The organism is Streptomyces kanamyceticus (genome assembly GCF_008704495.1).
GTDB lineage: Bacteria > Actinomycetota > Actinomycetes > Streptomycetales > Streptomycetaceae > Streptomyces > Streptomyces kanamyceticus.
Genome location: NZ_CP023699.1, coordinates 5807949 through 5827318, shown reverse-complemented (window position 1 = coordinate 5827318; position 19370 = coordinate 5807949). Strand labels below are relative to the sequence as shown.

Sequence of the window (19370 nt, the reverse complement as noted above, 5' to 3'; positions counted from 1 at the left end):
GGCACCCCACCCCTGCGCAGGCCGTATGTGCCGGTCGCGCAGCCCCCGCGCCCCTGAAACCCCGTCCCCCGTGCGCGCCGCATGTGGCTGAGCGCGCCGTTCCCCGCGCCCCTTGCGGGGCCGTCCCTACCCGAACTGCACCGACCTCTTCGCCAGCCCCATCCAGAAGCCGTCGATCACGCTTCGCTGGTCGGTCAGGTCGCCCGCCGCGTCCGCCGCGCCCAGTGTGACGAACAACGGGGCGAAGTGTTCGGTGCGCGGGTGGGCCAACTGGCCCGCCGGGGACTTGTGGGTGAAGTCGAGGAGCGCGTCCACGTCGGCCGTCTCCAGGGCCTCGTGGCCCCACGCGTCGAACTCCGCCGACCAGGCGGGGATGCCGCCCTGGCGCAGCGCGGCCAGGTTGTGCGTGAAGAAGCCGCTGCCGACGATCAGGACGCCCTCGTCGCGCAGCGGCGCCAGCTTGCGGCCGATGTCCATGAGGCGGCTCGGGTCGAGGGTCGGCAGTGAGATCTGGAGCACGGGGACGTCGGCGTCCGGATACATCTCCACCAGCGGTACGTACGCGCCGTGGTCGAGCCCGCGGTCCGGCACGTCCTGGACGGGCGTGCCGGGGGCGTGCAGCAACGCGCGTACGGAGGCGGCCAGTTCCGGTGCGCCCGGCGCCGCGTACGTCACCTCGTAGTAGTGCTCGGGGAAGCCCCAGAAGTCGTACACGAGGGGCAGCGTCTCGGTGGCGCCGAGCGCCAGCGGGGCCTCTTCCCAGTGGGCGGAGACCATGAGGATCGCCCGGGGGCGCGGCAGCCCGGCCGACCAGGCGGCGAGCTCGCCGGGCCAGAGCGGGTCGTCGGCGAGCGGCGGGGCTCCGTGGCTGAGGTACAGGGCGGGCATGCGGGACATCGCGCACCTCCAGGAGGACGGCCAAGACCTCGTAGAGGAAATACGCCCTACGAAGTACTGGATACTTGAACTCTCAAGCTCTACGGTCCCAGCGTACGTATGGTTTGTTCAAGATTCAAGGAAGGGCCTCGTACAGTGGAGTACATGGATATGGCACCCACTCCGCCCCCGGCCGCTGAGCCGCGCTGGCTGGACGGCGACGAGCAGCGCGTTTGGCGGGTCTACCTTCAGGCGTCCACTCTCCTAGACGACCACCTCGACCGCCAGCTGCAGCGCGACGCGGGCATGCCGCACATGTACTACGGCCTATTGGTCCAGTTGTCCGACGCCCCCAGGAGGCGGCTGCGGATGACCGAATTGGCCAAGAACATGAAGATCACCAGGTCCCGGCTCTCGCACGCGATCGCGCGCCTGGAGAAGAGCGGCTGGGTGCGCCGCGAGGACTGCCCCTCCGACAAGCGCGGGCAGCTCGCGATCCTCACGGACGACGGTTTCGAGGTGCTGCGCAGGACCGCGCCCGGACACGTCACGGCCGTCCGGCAGGCGCTGTTCGACCGGCTCACCCCGGAACAGCAGAAGTCCCTCGGCGAGATCATGACGATCGTCGCCGAGGGACTTCAGCCGAAGGAGGCCGGGGCGGACCTCCCCTGGCTCCGTTAGGCGGGCTTGCGAGCGGGCTTTCGCCTGCCGTGGGCGGGCCGGATCAGTGGGCCATCACCGGCACCTTCAGCTCGTCCTCCACGCCGTCCGCCGAACCGGCGGAGGCCGAGGAGCCGCCCTGGGCGCCGGTGTTGATGAACGTCGCCGCGATCAGCGCGGAGACCGCCAGGATGCCGACCGCCCACCAGATGGCGCTGGTGTAGCCCTCGACCATGGCCTGCGCCTGGAGGAGCTTCGGGTTGGTGGCACCGGCCGCGTGGTCCGTGAGGTACGCGGTGGTCGCCGACGCGGCGATGGTGTTCAGGAGGGCGGTGCCGATGGCGCCGCCGACCTGCTGCGAGGTGTTGACCATCGCGGAGGCGACGCCCGCGTCACGGGCCTCGACGCCGTGCGTGGCCAGGGACATCGCGGGCATGAACGCCGTACCCATGCCGAGGCCCAGCATCAGCTGCGCGGGCATGATCAGACCGGCGTACGAGGTGCCGATCTCCAGCTGCGTCAGGAGCAGCATGCCGAGGGCGGCGAGCAGGAAGCCCGGGGCCATCAGCAGGCGCGGCGGGACGCGGGTCATGAGTCGGGCGCCGATCTGCGTGGAGCCCGTGATCATGCCGACGATCATCGGCAGGAACGCGAAGCCGGTCTTGACCGGCGAGTAGCCCTTCACGATCTGCAGGTAGTACGTGAGGAACAGGAACAGGCCGAACATCGCGATGACCGCGAGGCCGAGCGACATGTAGACGCCGCCGCGGTTGCGCTCGGTCAGGACGCGCAGCGGGAGCAGCGGCGACTTGACCTTGGCCTCGGTGATGACGAACGCGGCGAGCAGCACGACGGACGCGACGAACATCGTGATCGTCACGGTGTCGGACCAGCCCGCGGACTCGGCGCGGGTGAAGCCGTAGACGAGCGCGACCAGACCCAGGGTGGACAGGACCACGCCGGGGATGTCGAGCGGCGAGCGGTTGCGGCCACCGGCCGGCTCACGGATGACGAAGTACGCGCCGAGGGCGGCGACCACCGCGAACGGGATGTTCACGAAGAAGGTCCAGCGCCAGTTCAGGTACTCGGTGAGGAAGCCGCCGAGGATCAGGCCCACGGCGCCGCCACCACCGGCGATCGCGCCGTAGATGCCGAACGCCTTGGCGCGCTCCTTGGCGTCGGTGAACATCACCGCGAGCAGCGAGAGGGCGGCGGGCGCGAGCAGCGCGCCGAACACGCCCTGGAGGGCGCGGGCGCCCAGCATCATGGCCTCGCCGGTCGCGGCGCCGCCGAGCGCGGAGGCCGCGGCGAAGCCGATGAGACCGGTCACGAAGGTGCGCTTGCGGCCCCACAGGTCGGCGATGCGGCCGCCGAAGAGCAGCAGACCGCCGAAGGCGAGCGCGTAGGCCGTGATGACCCACTGGCGGTTGCCGTCGGATATGCCGAGGTCCTGCTGGGCCGAGGGCAGCGCGATGTTCACGATGGTGGCGTCGAGGACGACCATCAGCTGGGCGAGCGCGATGAAGATCAGCGCTTTCCAGCGGTTGGAGTCGGATCCCGTGCCGGGCCCTGAGCCCGGCTTGAGAGCTGTTTCAGACATGGAAGTGCCCACCTAGCGGTACGGAGTGGTGAAAAAGAGACCTACGGGTTGTGCGTAAGGACGTGGCTCAAGGGTCAGTGCTGCCGGAGTGCCTCCAGAGTCGTCGCCTCGCCCGGGAGCTCCGAACGGGCGGGCGCCATCAGACCGTCGAGGAACAGCTGCAGATGACGGTGGATGAAGCTGTCGGCGCCGGGGCAGGCCGTGCCCGGCAGGGGCCGCGCGAGCTGGGAGAGCGCGACCATCAGGTCACCGACGGCGATGTCGGTGCGCAGCTGCCCGGCCGCGCGGGCGCGGTCCATGAGCCCGGTGATGGCACCTTCGAGGCGCTCCCGGCCGTCGAGCAGCTCGGGGTGGTACGGGTCGAAACCTTCCGAGAGGAGCGGGCACAGGGCGCCGATCCGCTCGTCGGCGGCCGCGTGCACGAAGGTGCGCAGCGCGTCGAACGCCTTGTCCGGATCGGCGTCCGCGGTCGCGATGCCCGCCTCGGCATGGTCCGCGACGCGGTCCGTCACCGAGAGGACGACCTTGCGCACCAGTTCGGGGCGGTCGGCGAAGTGGCGGTAGACCGTGGCATTGCCGACGCCCGCCCGGCGCGCGACCTCGTCGAGGGGCACGTCGGGTCCGTGCTCCACGAACATCTCGCGCGCGGCGGCGACGATCCGCTCCCGGTTGCGCAGGGCGTCGGCCCGCGGGCGGGGCACTCGGCGCTGCGTTGCGGTGGCGGTGTCCACGGCTCCTCCTCGGTTGGATTCGGTTCGGTTCGATTCGGTTCATTCGTTCGCTGGTGCCGGATCCCGGCGATGCGGAGAAGAACTCCCCGTTTCACGCGAACACACTTCTAAACGGGGAGAGAGTCCCCGGATATTTCCCGCCGCCGCCCTCAATCCATGTGACCTGAGTCACACGCTTTTCGCCGAGAAACCCACGATCGGTCCCACTCAGCGAGCGCCCGCGCACCCCCCGGCACAGGGTGATCGGACAGGGTGCAGCCAGGACCGGCGGCTGCCGCGGAGTGGAAGGCCCACGCATGCAGCAGCCGACCCGGCGGCGGATACGCCCCGCCCGCCGCGGCATCGCCCTCGCCTCGCTGACGGCGCTCGCCCTCACGGTCACCACGTCGGCGAGCACCGGCCGCCTGATGGAGGAATCACCGAGCACCGCGGGCCCCGTCTCGCTGGCCCGCAGCACCGCACTCGGCCCGTGCATGATCGGCGGGACGCTGGGTGTGCAGATGTCGGAGGGCGTCCCGACCCCGCCCGGCTACGCGCGCTCCACCGGCACCGTCCGGGCCCTGAACCTCATGGTCGACTTCTCGGACGCGCCCGGTCAGGGCAGCGCGATGGACCGCCTCGCCGAGTTCTTCCCGCAGACCTCCGACTGGTTCCGCGCCAGTTCGTACGGGCGCCTCGACTACCGCCCCGAATCGCCGGTCCCGCACTGGCTGCGGATGCCCAAGTCGTTCGCCGAGTACGGCATAGAGCGCGGCGCCCCCTTCGACCCGGGCTACCGGGAGCTGGTCGAGGACATCGTGGCGGCCGCCGACCCGGACGTGGACTTCCGCTCGTACGACCTGGTGAACATCCTGATCACCCCGAACGCGGGCCCCTCCGCGCTCGACACGGTCCTCTCGGTGACCTTCGCGGGCAACCACGAGGCGCCGGTCGCGGACGGCGTGCCCGTCGCCAACGCGTCCTTCGTCTACAGCCGCCAGGACGACGGCTCCGGCAGCTACCGCGAGACCGGCTACCGGGTGCTGCCGCACGAGAACGGCCACGTCTTCGGCCTGCCCGACCTCTACACGCAGGACGGCGGAGGGGCGGCGGGCCACTGGGACATCATGAGCGAGGACTGGGGCGCCAACAACGACCTGCTCGCCTGGCACAAGTGGAAGCTGGGCTGGCTCGACGACGACCAGATCAGCTGCGCGGCCAACCCCGGCACCACCGAGCACGTCCTGTCGCCGCTCGCGGGCCCCGGCGGCACCAAGCTCGCCTTCGTCCCGCTGAGCGCGAAGACGGGGTACGCCATCGAGGTCCGCACCCCGGGCGGCAACGACGAGGCGGTCTGCAAGCCGGGCGTCCTGATCTACCGCGTGGACGCGGACGTCGACACGGGCCACGGCCCGGTCACGGTCGTCGACTCCACGCGCGACAGCGGCGGCTGCACGCGCCGCCCCAACGTCCACGCGGAACTCTCCGACGCCCCCTACGGGCCCGGCGAGACCTTCACCGACCGCAGGACAGGGGTACGGGTGACGGTCGCGGGCGTGACGGACGAGGGGAACTACCGGGTGCACGTCACCCGGCCGTAGCGCCGGGACCCGCGACGGCGCCCGGCACGGTCTGGCGCACCTGCCGCAGGAACGCGGCGTTGCTGGGGGTCTTCTTGACCTGTTCGAGCAGCGCCTCGAGGCTGCTCTGGCCGTCCCTGCCGCGCAGGGCGCGCCGCAGCCCCCACATGGCGGCCAACTCGTCGGCCGGTACGAGGAGTTCCTCGCGCCGGGTGCCCGAAGGCGTGACGTCGACGGCCGGGAAGACGCGCCGCGCGGCGATGCCCGCGTCGAGCCTGAGCTCCATGTTGCCGGTGCTCTTCAGCTCCTCGAAGTAGTAGTCGTCGGCGCGCGATCCGGTCTCCACGAGCACGGTCGCGAGCATCGTCAGGGAGCCGCCCTCCTCGGCGAGCCGGGCCGCGCCGAAGAGCTTCTTGGGGCCCTGGATGGCGGCCGCGTCGACGCCACCACTGAGTGTGCGCCCGCCGCTGGACGCCGCGTTGTTGTACGCCCGGCACAGGCGCGTCAGCGAGTCGAAGAGCATGACGACGTCGCGGCCGTCCTCGACCATGCGCTTGGCGCGCTCCACGGCGAGTTCGGCGAGGGCGATGTGCTGTTTGGCGGGCCGGTCGAAGGTCGATGCGAGCACCTCGCCGCTGACCGAGCGCCGCATGTCGGTGACTTCCTCGGGGCGTTCGTCGAGCAGCACCACCATGAGGTGGGCCTCGGGGTGGTTCTCGGCGACGGCGGCGGCGATCTGCTGCAGGAGGACGGTCTTGCCGGTCTTCGGCGGCGCGACGATCAGGCCGCGCTGCCCCTTGCCGACGGGGGCGACGAGGTCGACGAGCCGCCCGGCGACGGGCCCGCCCGCGGTCTCCAGGTGGAGCCGCTCGCGGGGGTGCAGCGGGGTGAGGTCACCGAACCGCCGCCGCCCCCTGAGCGCTTCGGGCACGCGGCCGTTGACCCGGTGGACCCCGCTGAGGGTGCGGGTCCTGGCCCCGTGCTCACCGTCGAGCACGTCGCCGGTGCGCAGACCGAGCTGGCGGATGAGCGGGGCGGACACCTGGATGTCGGCGGAGGTGGGCAGGCAGCCCGGCCCCCGCAGAAACCCGCGGCCGTCGCGGGCGATGTCGAGAACTCCGGTGCAGGACACGGGAGTCGCGGTACGGGTGGTGGTTACTGGTTCTGTTGCTGTGGCGGTCATGATGTGGGTCCTTTCGCGGACATGCGAATGAGGGGCCCGGCGGGGCGGCATGAACCACGCCCCGTACTACGGGCGGAACGCGCGCTGTCGAGAGCGCGAAGCGAGGGCCGGACAAGCGGCCTGAGGAAGACCCCGGATGATCGGGGGAAATGAAGCGACGCTCCCGAAGCGGGGAGCGGAAGGTCAGTACGGGCGCCCCGACAGGGCGTAACACGCGTACTGATGGCAAGGTAACACACGAACCGACGGCGGCCACAGGCCAAAGGTCCCTACGCCCACGCGCCGGTACGGAGCAACGGGTGGGCGGGCGGGGAATATCCGCCGCGAAGCGGCGGTACAGGGTCAGCTAACGACGGCCCGAGGCCGAACCGCAGGAACAACCACAGGCGCCCCATCCGAAGCCGACCGAAGAATCTCCGCCTCAATGCCATAAAGCTTCCGCACGAGATCCTCGTCCACGACAGCCCGCGGCGCCCCCGTGGCAACGATGCGCCCCGCCAGCATGGCGACGACGACATCCGCGTACCGCGCCGCCGCGGCCAGGTCATGGACGACCATGACGATCGTCCGCCCCTCCGAGGCGACCTCTCGTACGAGATCGAGCACCTCCACCGCATGCCCGATGTCCAGCGCGCTGGTCGGCTCGTCGAGGAGTACGACAGGGGTCTCCTGCGCAAGGGCCATGGCGAGCCAGCACCGCTGCCGCTGGCCGCCGGACAGCTGGTCGATGCGCCGCTCGGCGAGCCCCGCGGTCCCGGTGGCGTCGAGGGCGCGCGTCACCGCGGCCTCGTCCTCGGCGGACCACTGGCGGAAGAGCCCCTGGTGGGGATGGCGTCCGTACCGTACGAGCCCCGCGACGGTGACCGCCTCGGGGGCCTGCGGCGACTGCGGGAGCAGGGCGACGCGGTGCGCCGTCTCGCGCTGCTTGAGCCGCCAGATGTCGGCGTCGCCCGCGAACACCCGCCCGGACGTGGGCTGGTGGAGCCGCGCCATGCAGCGAAGGAGCGTCGACTTGCCGCAGCCGTTGGGGCCGACGATGGCGACGACCTGGCCGGATTCGACGGTGAGGTCGACTCCGTCGACGGCGGTGTGACCGCCGCCGTATCCGGCGGTGAGCTGCTCGACGCGGAGTTCCACGGGACGTGCCTTTCCGTGTTCGAGGGGCTTCGAGGGGCTTCGAGGGGCTCAGCCCTTGCGACGTTGGCCCGAGGCCCTTGCGGGATTGGCCTAAGGTAAGGCTAACCTTAGCGAAAAAGCATGGTCGCTGACGACCATCTCATCATGTCCACTTGACCCCGGAGCTGTTGATGACCGTCCCCCGCCGCCCCTTCTCCATCGCCTCCCGACGCGCGACCCAGTCGGTCGCCGCGCTCGGTGCGGCGGCGCTGCTCCTGACCGGCTGCGGCTCGGACGACGGCTCCGACAACGACTCGTCGGGCAAGGCCGGTTCCGGCTCCTCGGACACCCGGACCATCAAGGACGCCACGGGCAAGGCCGTGAAGGTGCCCGCGCACCCCAAGCGCGTGGTGACGCTGACGCAGGAGGACCTGGACGCCGTCCTCGCGCTCGGCGTGAAGCCGGTCGGCATCACCAACGGCCAGGGCCTGGACAAGCCCCCGGCCTACCTCGCCGACAAGGTGAAGGACATCGACGTCGTCGGCAATCTGCTGCAGCCCGTGATGGACAAGGTCGTCGCCGCCAAGCCCGACCTGATCCTCGCCGGTGACATGCAGGACGAGCAGGTGCTCAAGCAGCTGCGCGAGATCACGCCCGCGACCGTCGTCACGATGGCTCCCACGGACGACTGGAAGCTGACCCTGCGCGGCATCGGCAACGCCGTGAACGACCTGCCCAAGGCCAACAAGGTCATCTCCGACCACGAGGCCGCCGCCAAGAAGGCGGGCACCGAGCTCGGCACGAACAAGGGCGCCGAGGTCTCCATCGTCCGCTGGAACCCGGACGGCCCGAGCTGGATGGAGAACAAGCAGTTCGCCAGCGGTGTCGCCCTGGAGATGGGCCTGAAGCGGCCCAAGAACCAGAACAAGGACGGCAACGCGCACACCCCGTCGCTCAGCCTGGAGAAGATCAACGAGATCGACGGCGACTGGCTGTTCCTCTCCACCCTGACCTCGGACGGCGACAAGGCCCTCAAGGACGTCCAGAAGAAGCCCGCCTACAAGGACCTCGGCGCGGTCGAGAAGAACCACGTCGTGACCGTGGACGGCTCGGTCTGGTCGACCCGCGGCGGCCCGCTGGCCGCCGCCGAGGTCATGAACGACTACACCAAGGCGCTCAAGAAGTAGCGGCACCGCGGGCGTGGGCGGCGGTGCCCGCGAAGTCGGCCGCCGTCCACGCCATCCCCAACGCGCCGTCGAGCAGCGCCTGTTCGGCGGCCGGGGAGACGGCGGCCTCGGCGAACTCCCGCTCGTGCGGGCCGCAGGCGCCGCCGCTGATGTCCAGGACGGGGTGGATGGACGGCACCAGGTGCGAGACGTTGCCCATGTCCGTGCAGGCGAACGGCTCGCGCTCGACCGGCTCGGCGCGCCCGAGCGCCCGCGCGTTCGCCTTCCACAGGGCGATCAGCGCGGGGTCGCCGCGGAAGTCGAGGTAGTCCGGTTCGGGCCGCTCCAGAGTGACCTCGCAGCCGGTCGCGAGGGCTCCGGCGCGGAAGCAGTTCTCCACGCGTTCGCGCAGCTCGCGCAGTTCCTCGGCGGCAAGCGCCCGGATCTCGTACTCGGCGGTGGCGCGGTCCGGTATCGCGTTCGGCGCCGACCCCGCGGCCGTGGTGACGCCGTGCACCCGCCACTGCGGCGGGAGTTGCTGGCGCAGCAGACCGATGGCGACCTGGGCGACGGTCAGGGCGTCGGCGGCGTTGCGGCCCTCGTGCGGATTGAGGCTGGGGTGCGCGGACTTCCCCGTGTACGTCACCGAGAGCGTGCCGAGCGCGAAGGAGCGGAAGTCGGCCATCTCGAACGGACAGGGGTGCACCATCATCGCCGCGTCCACGCCGTCGAAGGCGCCCGCGTCGATGAGCAGCGCCTTGCCCGCGCCGCGCTCCTCGGCCGGGGTGCCGAGCACCCTTACGGTGAGCCCGAGTTCATCGGCGTACGGAGCGAGGGCGAGCGCCGCGCCGACGCCCGCGGCGGCGATCAGGTTGTGACCGCAGGCGTGGCCGAGTCCTGGCAGCGCGTCGTACTCGCAGGCCAGGGCGATGGTGACCGGCCCCGATCCGATGCTCGCGCGGAACGCGGTGTCCAGGCCGAAGGCGGGCGCGGTCACCTCGAAGCCGTGCTCGCCCAGGAGTTCGGCGCACCAGGCGGCGGCGCGGTGCTCCTCGAAGGCCGTCTCCGGGTGGCCGTGGATGCGGGAGCTCAGCGCGAGCAGGGTCTCGCGGTGGCTCTCGATCTCCTTGCGCAGGGCGGACTTGAGCTCGGCGGGGGCTGCGGGCGGCTCGGCCGGGGCGGTGTTCGGCTCGGTGGGGGCGGTCGTCTTCTCCATGACCAGCAAGATAGCTTAGGCTAACCTAAGTTAGTACTGGTAGGTTCAGGTTCACGGGAGTCGTCACACACATGCATCAGCGACCTGATCGCCTTCCCCTGCTCACCGCGCAGGCCGGCATCCTCTACGCGCAGCAGCTGGCCCCGGAGAGCACCGCGCTCAACACCGCCGACCGCGTGGAGATCCAAGGCCCTCTGGACGACGCCCTGTTCGAGGCGGCGCTGCTGCGCACGGTCGCCGAGGCGGAGACGCTCTCGCTGCGCGTGACGGAGGACGCGGCGGGCGACCCGTGGCAGACCGTCGACCAGGACACCGCCCCCGTACGCCTGCACCGGCTCGACGTGCGCGCCGACGCCGACCCCGAGGCGGCCGCCGACGCGTGGATGCGGGCGGACCTCGCGAACGCCGTGGACCTCACCGGCGACACCGGCACGAACGGCCTGGTCACCCAGGCCCTCATCCGCGTCGCCGACGACCGGCACTGGTGGTACCAGCGCGTCCACCACTTCGCCGTCGACGCCTACGCCCTCCAGCTCATCGGCGCCCGCGTCGCCGAGCTCTACACCGCGCTCGCCGCCGGGCAGGAGCCGCCCGCCCGGCAGTTCGCCCCGATGGCCGAGCTGACCGGCGAGGAGACCCGCTACCTGGGCAGCGAGCAGTACGCCACCGACCGCGCCTTCTGGGCCGAGCGGACCGCGGGCCACACCGCCCCCGCCACCCTCGCCGCCCGCCCCGACGCCCCCGGCACCGACGCGCTCATCCGCCGCGTCACCGACCTGCCCGAGGGCTCCGTGGACCGGCTGACCCGCGCCGCGCAGGCCGTGAAGGCCACCTGGGCCGAGCTCGTCATCGCCGCCACCGCGGGCCATCTGCACCGCGTCACCGGCGCCGAGGACATCGTGCTCGGCCTGCCGCTCACCAACCGGCGCGGCCCTGCCGCCCTGCGCACCCCGGCGATGACCGTCAACGTCCTCCCCCTGCGCATCGCCGTACGCCCCCGGGACACCGGCGCCGAACTCCTGCGCCGCGTCGTCCTCGAAGTCCGCGCGGTCCGCCGCCACCAGCGCTACCCGCAGGCCGAACTCCGCCGCGACCTCGCACTCGGCACCGCGGGCGAACCGCTGACCGGCCCCATGGTCAACATCAAGCCCTTCGAATCCGACCTGGACTTCGGCGGCCTGCCCGGCACCGTGCACAACCTCGCAGCGGGCCCCGTCGAGGACCTCGCGGTCGGGGCTTCTCCGCGCGCCGACGGACGGCTCGGACTCTCCCTCGACGCCAACGCCGGACGCTACGGGGACGCCGAACTCGCCCGCCACGAACACACCTTGGCCACCTACCTCGACGGCCTCGCCGAACTCCTCCTCACCGACCCGCACCGCACCCTCGCCACCCTCGACCTGCTGACCCCCGACGAGATCCGCGCGGCCACCGCGGGCCGCACCGAACCGCCCGCCGAGCGGACCCTGCCCGACGCGTTCGCCGCCCAGGCCGCCCGCACCCCCGACGCCGTGGCCGTACGCAGCGGCGCCGCCGCCCTGACCTTCGCCGAACTGGACGCCTCGGCCGACCGCCTCGCCCACCGCCTCGCCCAGGACCTGGCCCCCGGCACACCCGTCGCCCTCGCCCTGCCGCGCTCCACCGACACGCTCGTGGCGCTGCTCGCCGTGCTCAAGGCGCGCGGCGTCTGCCAGCCGCTCGACCTCGGGCACCCCGCGGCACGGACCCTGGACGTCCTCGCCGACGCCCGCCCCGCGTACGTCATCGGCACCCGCGAGACCCTCGCCGCGCTCCCCGCGCACGGCCTGCCCGAACTCGCCCTCGACGACCCGGAGACGGCCGCCGCGATCGCCGCGCTCCCGGCCGGGGCGCCCGCCTCCGCTCCCCGGCTCACCGACCCCGCCTACATCATCCACACCTCCGGTTCCACGGGCCGCCCCAAGGGGGTCCTCGTCACCCACGCCTCCCTCGCCAACCTCCTCGCCGGGCACACCGACGACCACATCGCACCCGCCGTCGCCCGCACGGGACGCGACCGGCTGCGGGTCGCGCACAGCGCGTCGTTCGCCTTCGACGCGTCCTGGGACCCGGTCCTGTGGATGGTCCACGGCCACGAGCTGCACCTGCTCGACGACGCCACCTACCGCGACCCCGCCGCGCTCGCCGCGTACGTCGACGAGCGGCGCGTCGACTACCTCGACGTCACCCCCTCCTACGCCGAAGCCCTCATCGCCGAGGGCCTGCTCGACGACGGCAGGCACCACCCCGCCGTCGTCGTGGTGGGCGGCGAGGCCGTGCCCGCGCCGCTGTGGGAGCGCCTCGCGGCGGTCAAGGGCTCGCGGCCCACCAACCTGTACGGCCCGACCGAGACCACCGTCGACGCCTACTACTGGCTGCCAGGACCGGACGGCACCACCACCGGCCACCCCGTGCGCGCCTCCCGCGTCTACGTCCTCGACTCCTCCCTCCGTCCCACGCCCCCCGGTGTCACCGGTGAGCTGTACGTCGCCGGGGCCTGTCTGGCCCGCGGCTACCTCGGCCGTCCCGAGCTGACCGCCGAACGCTTCGTCGCCGACCCCTTCGGCGCGCTCCACGGCGCCCCCGGCGGCCGCATGTACCGCACCGGCGACCTGGTGCGGCGGCGCCCCGACGGCACCCTGGAGTTCCTCGGGCGCGGCGACGACCAGGTGAAGATCCGCGGCTTCCGCATCGAACTCGGCGAGATCCAGGCGCGGTTGGCCGCCCATCCCGCGCTGGCCCAGGCCGCCGTGATCGCCCGCGACTCCGCGCACGGCAAGCGCCTCCTCGCCTACGCCGTGCCGCGCGAGGGCACCACCGCCACCACCGTCACCCCGGACGCCCTGCGCGCCCACCTCGCCGAGACCCTCCCCGCCCACATGGTCCCGGCCACGGTGACGCTCCTGGCCGAACTGCCGCGCACCGCCAACGACAAGCTCGACCACCGGGCGCTGCCCGACCCGGAGCCGACCACGCCCGCAGCCGCGTCGGTAGTCGCGGCCCACACCGGCTCCGGCGACCCGCACACCGACGCCCTCTGCGCCCTCTTCGCCGACGTCCTCGGCCTGGAGTCCGGCTGGCCCTCACCCGACGCAGGGTTCTTCGACCTCGGCGGTCACTCGCTCCTCGCGGGCCGCCTCGCCGCCCGTATTCGCGAGCGGTTCGCCACCACGCTCGGTATCGCCGACGTCTTCCGCGCCTCGACTCCCGCCGCCCTGGCGGCAGTCATGCGCGCCTCGGACACCACGACATCCACAGCGACCACCCCCGCGCTCGTCCCCATCCCCCGCACCGACACCCTCCCCCTCTCCCCCGCGCAGCAGCGCCTGTGGTTCCTGCACCGCCTCGAAGGCCCCAGCCCCACCTACAACATCCCGCTCGTCCTCGCCCTGAACGGCCCCGTCGACCACGGCGCGCTGCAGCTCGCCCTGCACGATCTGACCGCACGCCACGAGACACTCAGAACGGTATATCCCGCCACTGACAACGCCCCGTCCGCCGACGCCGACGACCGCCCCCACCAGCGCATCCTCGACGCGAGCCACCCGCTGGCCCGCCCCGCACTGCACCGCGGGGAACTCGCCGACGGCGCCCTGACCGACGCCGTGCGGCACTGCTTCGAGCTCGCCGACGAACCCCCGCTGCGCGCCACCCTGTTCACCGACCCCGCCGACCCCACCCGCCACACCCTCCTCCTGCTCCTCCACCACATCGCGGGCGACGGCGCCTCCACCACACCCCTCGCCCGTGACCTCGCGACCGCCTACACGGCCCGCGTGGCAGGCCGCGCGCCCGGCTTCGCCCCGCTGCCCCTGCAGTACGCCGACCACGCCGCCCACCAGCACAAGCTCCTCGCCGACGGCCTCGCGCAGACTCACCTCGCGCACTGGAAGGAGGCCCTCGCGGGCCTGCCCGACCAGCTGGAGCTGCCCACCGACCGACCGCGCCCCGCCGTGGCCACCTCGGCGGGCGACACCGTCCCCTTCGCCCTGACCCCGGCCACCCACCGGGCCCTCAAGCGCCTGGCCGCCGCGGCCAACAGCACGGTCTTCATGACCGTGCAGGCGGGCCTCGCCGCGCTGCTCACCCGGCACGGCTGCGGCACCGACATCCCCCTCGGCACCCCGGTCGCAGGGCGCGACGACGACACGACGGCCGACCTCGTCGGGTTCTTCACCAACACCGTCGTGCTGCGCACGGACACCTCGGGCGACCCCGGTTTCCGTACGCTGCTCGACCGCGTGCGCGGCACCACACTCGCCGCGTACGAACACGACGTACTCCCCTTCGACCAGCTCGTCGAGGAGCTCAATCCGCCGCGCTCGCTCGCCAGGCATCCGCTGTTCCAGGTGATGCTGGCCTGGCAGTCGCTGCCCGACGGCGACTTCGCTCTCGGCCCCGACATCACGGCCCGGCTCGGCGCCGTGCCGTCGGGCACCGCCAAGTTCGACCTGACCCTGAACGCGGGCGAACTCCCCGGCGACGGCGGGATATCGGGCTTCCTGGAGTTCCGCACCGACCTGTTCGACCGCGCCACCGCGCAGGGCCTGGCCGACCGCCTCGCCCGCCTCCTCACCGCGGCCGCCGAGACCCCCGAAACGCCGCTCGGCCTGCTCCCCCTCCTCAGCGGCTCCGAGCACCACCAGGCCCTCGTGGCCGCCAACAACCAGCACCACCAGGCGAGTTCAGCACCCAGCACACTCGCCGAGGTCTACGAGCGGGCGGCCGCCCTCCACCCCCACCGCACCGCCGTCACCCACGAGGGCCACGCCCTCACCTACACCGAACTCTCCGCCCGTGCCCACCAGTTGGCCCGCCTCCTCGCCGCCCGCGGCATCGGCCCCGGCTCGATCGTGGCGCTCGCACTGCCCCGCTCCACCGACCTGGTCACGGGCCTGCTCGCGGTCGCGCTCTCCGGCGCCGCCTACCTCCCGCTCGACCCGGACTACCCGGCGGACCGCCTCGCCTACATGCTCGACGACGCGCGCCCCGCCGCCCTGGTCACCGACACCGCGACCGCGCCCCGGCTGCCCGCGCAGGCGCACGCGCTGCCGCTCGTCACGGTCGACGGCCAGGATCCGGACGCGTACGACACGCACCCCCTCGCCCAGCACGAGCGCACCCGCCCGCTCACCCCGCGCGACCCCGCCTACGTCATCTACACCTCGGGCTCCACGGGCCGCCCCAAGGGCGTCGTCGTCACCCACCACAACGTGACGCGGCTGCTCACCGCCACGGACCACTGGTTCGGCTTCGACGAGAACGACGTCTGGACGCTCTTCCACTCCTACGCCTTCGACTTCTCCGTATGGGAGTTGTGGGGCGCGCTCCTGTACGGCGGCAAGGTCGTCGTCGTACCGCATCTGACGAGCCGCGACCCGGGCGCCTTCCGCGCGCTGCTCGCCGACGAGGGCGTCACCGTCCTCAACCAGACCCCGTCGGCCTTCTACCAGCTGGCGGCCGCCGACCGCGAGGACGGAACGGGACGCGAACTCGCCCTGCGCTACGTGGTGTTCGGCGGCGAGGCCCTCGAACTCGGCCGCCTCGACGAGTGGTACGACCGGCACGGCGACAGCGGCCCGACGCTCGTCAACATGTACGGCATCACCGAGACCACCGTGCACGTCTCCTACTTCGCGCTCGACCGCGCGACGGCCGCCTCCTCCACATCGAGCACCATCGGCGTGAACATCCCCGACCTGCGCGTCTACGTCCTCGACGACCGGCTGCACCCGGTGCCGCCCGGCGTCACCGGCGAGATGTACGTCGCGGGCGAGGGCCTCGCCGACGGCTACCTCGGTCGCCCCGACCTGACCGCGACGCGCTTCGTCGCCGATCCGTACGCCGCGCTGTTCGGGGAGAGCGGCAGCCGCATGTACCGTTCGGGCGACCTCGCCAGGCGCCGCGCCGACGGCGCCCTCGAATACTTCGGGCGGGCCGACCACCAGGTGAAGATCCGCGGCTTCCGCATCGAACTCGGCGAGATCGAGGCCGTGTTGGCGGGCCATCCCGCGGTCGCGGACGCGGCGGTGATCGTCCGCGAGGACGTCCCCGGCGACAAGCGGCTCGTCGGCTACGCGGTCGCCGACGGCGCCGACCCCGCCGCACTGCGCGAGCACACGGCGGCCGAACTCCCCGTCCACATGGTCCCCTCCGCCGTCGTCCTGCTCGACCGGCTGCCCCTCACCAGCAACGGCAAGCTGGACCGCAAGGCACTGCCCGCCCCCGAACGCCCCGCGTCGGCCGCCACGGGCCGCGCCCCGCGCACACCGCGCGAGGAGCAGCTGTGCGCGATCTTCGCCGAGGTGCTCGGCGCGGACCGGATCGGCGTCGAGGACAACTTCTTCGACCTGGGCGGCCACTCGCTGCTCGCCGTACGCCTCGCGGGCCGCGTCAAGGCGGCCTTCGGTGCGGAGGTCTCCATCGGCACGGTCTTCCAGTCCCCGACACCGGCGGCGCTCGACGCCGCCCTTGACGCGGAAGCCGGTCACCACGACGACCCCCTCGACGTCCTGCTCCCGCTGCGCCCGGCCCGCCCCGGCGACGCCGCGCCCGTGCACTGCGTGCACCCGGCGGGCGGCCTGAGCTGGTGCTACGCGGGCCTGATCCGCCACCTCCCGGCCGACGTGCCGATCTACGGCCTCCAGGCGCAGGGCGTCGGTACGGCCACGGCTTCGCTCGAACTCCCGCGCACGCTGGAGGAGTTGGCAGCCCACTACGTCGCCCGCGTCCGCGAGGTCCAGCCCACGGGCCCGTACCGCCTGCTCGGCTGGTCGACCGGCGGCATCATCGCCCACGCGATGGCCGCGCACCTCCAGGAGACGGGACACGAGGTGGAGCTCCTCGCGATCCTCGACGCCTACCCGGCCGAAGGCTTCCGCGAGCTGCCCGTCCCCGACGAGGCCGAGGCGCTCGAATCCCTGCTCACCATGGGCGGCTACGGCCCCGACAGCCTGGCGGGCAAGGCCCTGACCACCTCGAACGTCATCGACGTCCTGCGCCGCGAAGGCAGCCCGCTGGCCGCGCTCCCGCCCGCCACGTTCGAGGCGCTGCGCGACATCTACCTCAACACCAACCATCTCGTACGGGCCTACGACCACCGGCGCTTCGACGGCGACGTGCTGTTCTTCCGCGCCACGGTCGACACCATCGACGACACCCTGACGCCCGAGACCTGGACGCCGTACGTGAGCGGGCGCATCGCCAACACCGACGTGGCCTGCTCCCACAAGGACATGACCCTGCCCGAACCGATCGCGCACATCGCCCGCGTGGTCGCCGACCGACTGACCGAACCGACCGGTCACACCGACCTGGAGAAGCAGCAGTGACGACGAGCGAAGCCCCCGCCAACCCCTTCGACGCGGACGGCGAGTTCCTGGTCCTCGCCAACGAGCGCGGCGAGCTCTCGCTGTGGCCGCTCTTCGCCGCCGTGCCCGAAGGATGGTCGGCGCAGCACGGCCCGTGCCCGCGCCAGGACGCCCTGGACTGGGTCAAGTCCCGGTGACCGGAACCCTGTTGGTCAAGCCTCGAATACGTCCGAGGGTCGCCGTCGTCCTCGTCTACACGGCCGCGATGTGCATGAACGGCCTCGACTCGACGATCGTCAACCCGGCCCTCTTCACCATCGCGGAGGACTTCGGCCGCCCGGTGTCGGCGGCGAACACGGTCGAGACGGCGTTCCTCGTCGCGCTCGCCCTCGCGCTGCCGGTGGCGGGCTGGCTCGGCGACCGGTTCGGCACGAAGCGGGTGTTCCTGCTGGCCCTCGCCGCGTTCACCGCGGCGTCCGCGGTCTGCGGCCTGGCCCCCGACCTCACCACCCTCGTGGTGGCGCGCGCGGCCCAGGGCCTGGCGGGCGGCCTGCTCACCCCGGTCGGCATGACGCTGCTGTTCCGCGCGTTCCCGCCCGAGGAGCGCGTGAGGCTCTCCAAGGTCCTGATCGTGCCGACCGCCCTGATGCCCGCGCTCGGCCCGCCGCTCGGCGGCTTCCTCACCGAACACCTCTCCTGGCACTGGCTGTTCTTCGTCAACGTGCCTGTGGGGGCGGGGGCGGTGCTGCTCGGTGCGGTGGCGCTGCGCGAGCCTGCGGTGGGCTCGGTGGACCCGGTGGCCTCGGATGCCTCGGATGCCTCGGATGCCCCGGATGCCTCGGAAGGGGAGTCGGATTCGGGGGGCCGGTTCGACCACGTCGGTTTCTGGCTGGCCACGCCTGCGCTCGGGCTCCTCACGTACGCGCTCGGCTTCGGGCCCTCCCACGGGTGGGGCCGTCCTTCGGTGGCGGTCAGCGCGGTCGCGGGGGTGGTGTTGCTTGTTGCCGCGGTGACGCATCAACTCCGGTCTCCTGACCCCTTGTTGAAGCTGCGGCTGCTCGGTGACCGGGTCTACGGGGCTGCCTCCGCGCTCGCCCTGTTCAGCGCGGCGGGCCTGATGGGTGTCCTGTTCGTCTTCCCGCTCCTCTACCAGGCCGCGCTCGGCGCGTCCGCGCTCGACGCGGGTCTGTCCGTCTTCCCCGAGGCGCTCGGCCTGATGCTGGCGTCACAGGCCGTGGACCGCCTGCTGCCCCGCCTCGGGCCGCGCCGCCTCGCCGTGCCTACGCTGCTGCTCGCGGCGGGGGTCTTCGCCGCGCTCGCCGTGCCTGGTGTCGCGGAGAACGCGTGGGCGGTGCGGGCGTTGATGTTCGCGGTGGGCCTCGTCCTCGGCACGGCCGTCCTGACCATCCAGATCGCGGGCTTCGAGGACATCTCCCCGGCGGACATGGGGCAGGCGATGGGGCTGTTCCAGATCGTGCGTACGTTGGGTGGGGCGGTGGGTATTGCCGCGTGCGCGGCGGTCATCGGGGGGCATGGCACGGGGGTCTCCGACCCGGGGCCTTATCGGGTTGCGGTGCTGGTTACTTCGGGGCTGGTGGGGGTTGGCGCGGTTGTCGCTGCGCGACTGCCGCGGGTGGTGGCGGGGCCGCCCGGTCCGCCTTAGCCCGGCGGTGGCGCTTCGCTGCGCGGGCGGGTGGGGGCGCTTCGCTGCGCGGGCAGGTGGGGGCGCTTCGCTGCGCGGGCAGGTGGGGGCTTGTCGCGCAGTTCCCCGCGCCCCTTAAGAGATCCCCACCTCCGCACCACCACGATGCAGCGGGCCTCCCCCGGTTCGCCGCCCGCGGGAGCTTCGTGGCTGGGCGCGCCGTTCCCCGCGCCCCTGACGGGGCCGCCCGCAGGCTTCGAGGCGCGGGGAACGTGGCGGGCTTCTAGGGGCGC

The 19370-nt window shown here is 72.5% G+C and carries 12 protein-coding genes; 6 read left to right on the top strand and 6 right to left on the bottom strand.

Features of this window, described 5'->3' with window-relative positions:
• Positions 1-126: 126 nt before the first annotated feature.
• Complete coding sequence (locus CP970_RS25065) at positions 127-888, bottom strand: dioxygenase family protein (RefSeq protein ID WP_055551706.1); 762 nt, start codon at positions 886-888, stop codon at positions 127-129.
• Positions 889-1041: 153 nt separating this feature from the next.
• On the opposite strand from CP970_RS25065, the gene CP970_RS25060 reads away from it, so the two are divergent.
• On the top strand, positions 1042-1557 hold the full coding sequence (locus CP970_RS25060) for a MarR family winged helix-turn-helix transcriptional regulator (protein WP_055551704.1): 516 nt from the start codon (positions 1042-1044) through the stop codon (positions 1555-1557).
• A 43-nt stretch (positions 1558-1600) separates the two neighbouring features.
• Here the strand turns inward: CP970_RS25060 and CP970_RS25055 are convergent, their stop codons facing one another.
• Positions 1601-3136: an MFS transporter gene (locus CP970_RS25055; protein ID WP_055551702.1), complete on the bottom strand. Its 1536-nt coding sequence runs from the start codon at positions 3134-3136 to the stop codon at positions 1601-1603.
• 74 nt (positions 3137-3210) lie between these two features.
• The gene (locus tag CP970_RS25050; protein ID WP_055551700.1) at positions 3211-3867 is read right to left on the bottom strand and encodes a TetR/AcrR family transcriptional regulator; all 657 of its coding nucleotides are present in this window, start codon (positions 3865-3867) and stop codon (positions 3211-3213) included.
• Positions 3868-4163: 296 nt separating this feature from the next.
• On the opposite strand from CP970_RS25050, the gene CP970_RS25045 reads away from it, so the two are divergent.
• Entirely contained in the window at positions 4164-5447 is a 1284-nt protein-coding gene (locus CP970_RS25045; RefSeq protein ID WP_055551698.1) for a M6 family metalloprotease domain-containing protein, read from the top strand.
• On the opposite strand, the gene rho is transcribed toward CP970_RS25045, so the two are convergent.
• On the bottom strand, positions 5434-6609 hold the full coding sequence (gene rho, locus CP970_RS25040) for a transcription termination factor Rho (RefSeq protein ID WP_055551696.1): 1176 nt from the start codon (positions 6607-6609) through the stop codon (positions 5434-5436). The two genes, CP970_RS25045 and rho, sit on opposite strands and share 14 nt — an antisense overlap.
• Before the next feature lie 342 nt (positions 6610-6951).
• A complete protein-coding gene (locus CP970_RS25035; RefSeq protein ID WP_150493941.1) occupies positions 6952-7746 on the bottom strand; it encodes an ABC transporter ATP-binding protein in 795 nt (264 codons plus the stop codon).
• Positions 7747-7916: 170 nt separating this feature from the next.
• On the opposite strand from CP970_RS25035, the gene CP970_RS25030 reads away from it, so the two are divergent.
• Complete coding sequence (locus CP970_RS25030) at positions 7917-8912, top strand: ABC transporter substrate-binding protein (protein ID WP_055557077.1); 996 nt, start codon at positions 7917-7919, stop codon at positions 8910-8912.
• On the opposite strand, the gene CP970_RS25025 is transcribed toward CP970_RS25030, so the two are convergent.
• Complete coding sequence (locus CP970_RS25025) at positions 8902-10107, bottom strand: M20 family metallopeptidase (RefSeq protein WP_055557075.1); 1206 nt, start codon at positions 10105-10107, stop codon at positions 8902-8904. The two genes, CP970_RS25030 and CP970_RS25025, sit on opposite strands and share 11 nt — an antisense overlap.
• Before the next feature lie 71 nt (positions 10108-10178).
• On the opposite strand from CP970_RS25025, the gene CP970_RS25020 reads away from it, so the two are divergent.
• From CP970_RS25020 to CP970_RS25010, 3 genes are read left to right on the top strand one after another with little or no spacing between them, the layout of a single operon-like run.
• Positions 10179-17456, top strand: coding sequence for an amino acid adenylation domain-containing protein (locus CP970_RS25020; protein ID WP_150493939.1), 7278 nt, complete (start codon positions 10179-10181; stop codon positions 17454-17456).
• Positions 17453-17632, top strand: a complete 180-nt coding sequence (locus CP970_RS25015; protein ID WP_150493937.1) for an MbtH family protein — start codon at positions 17453-17455, stop codon at positions 17630-17632. Before CP970_RS25020 ends, CP970_RS25015 begins: the two co-directional genes overlap by 4 nt.
• On the top strand, positions 17629-19098 hold the full coding sequence (locus CP970_RS25010) for an MFS transporter (RefSeq protein WP_224058690.1): 1470 nt from the start codon (positions 17629-17631) through the stop codon (positions 19096-19098). The genes CP970_RS25015 and CP970_RS25010 overlap by 4 nt, the downstream gene beginning before the upstream one ends.
• The last annotated feature ends 272 nt before the right edge of the window (positions 19099-19370 follow it).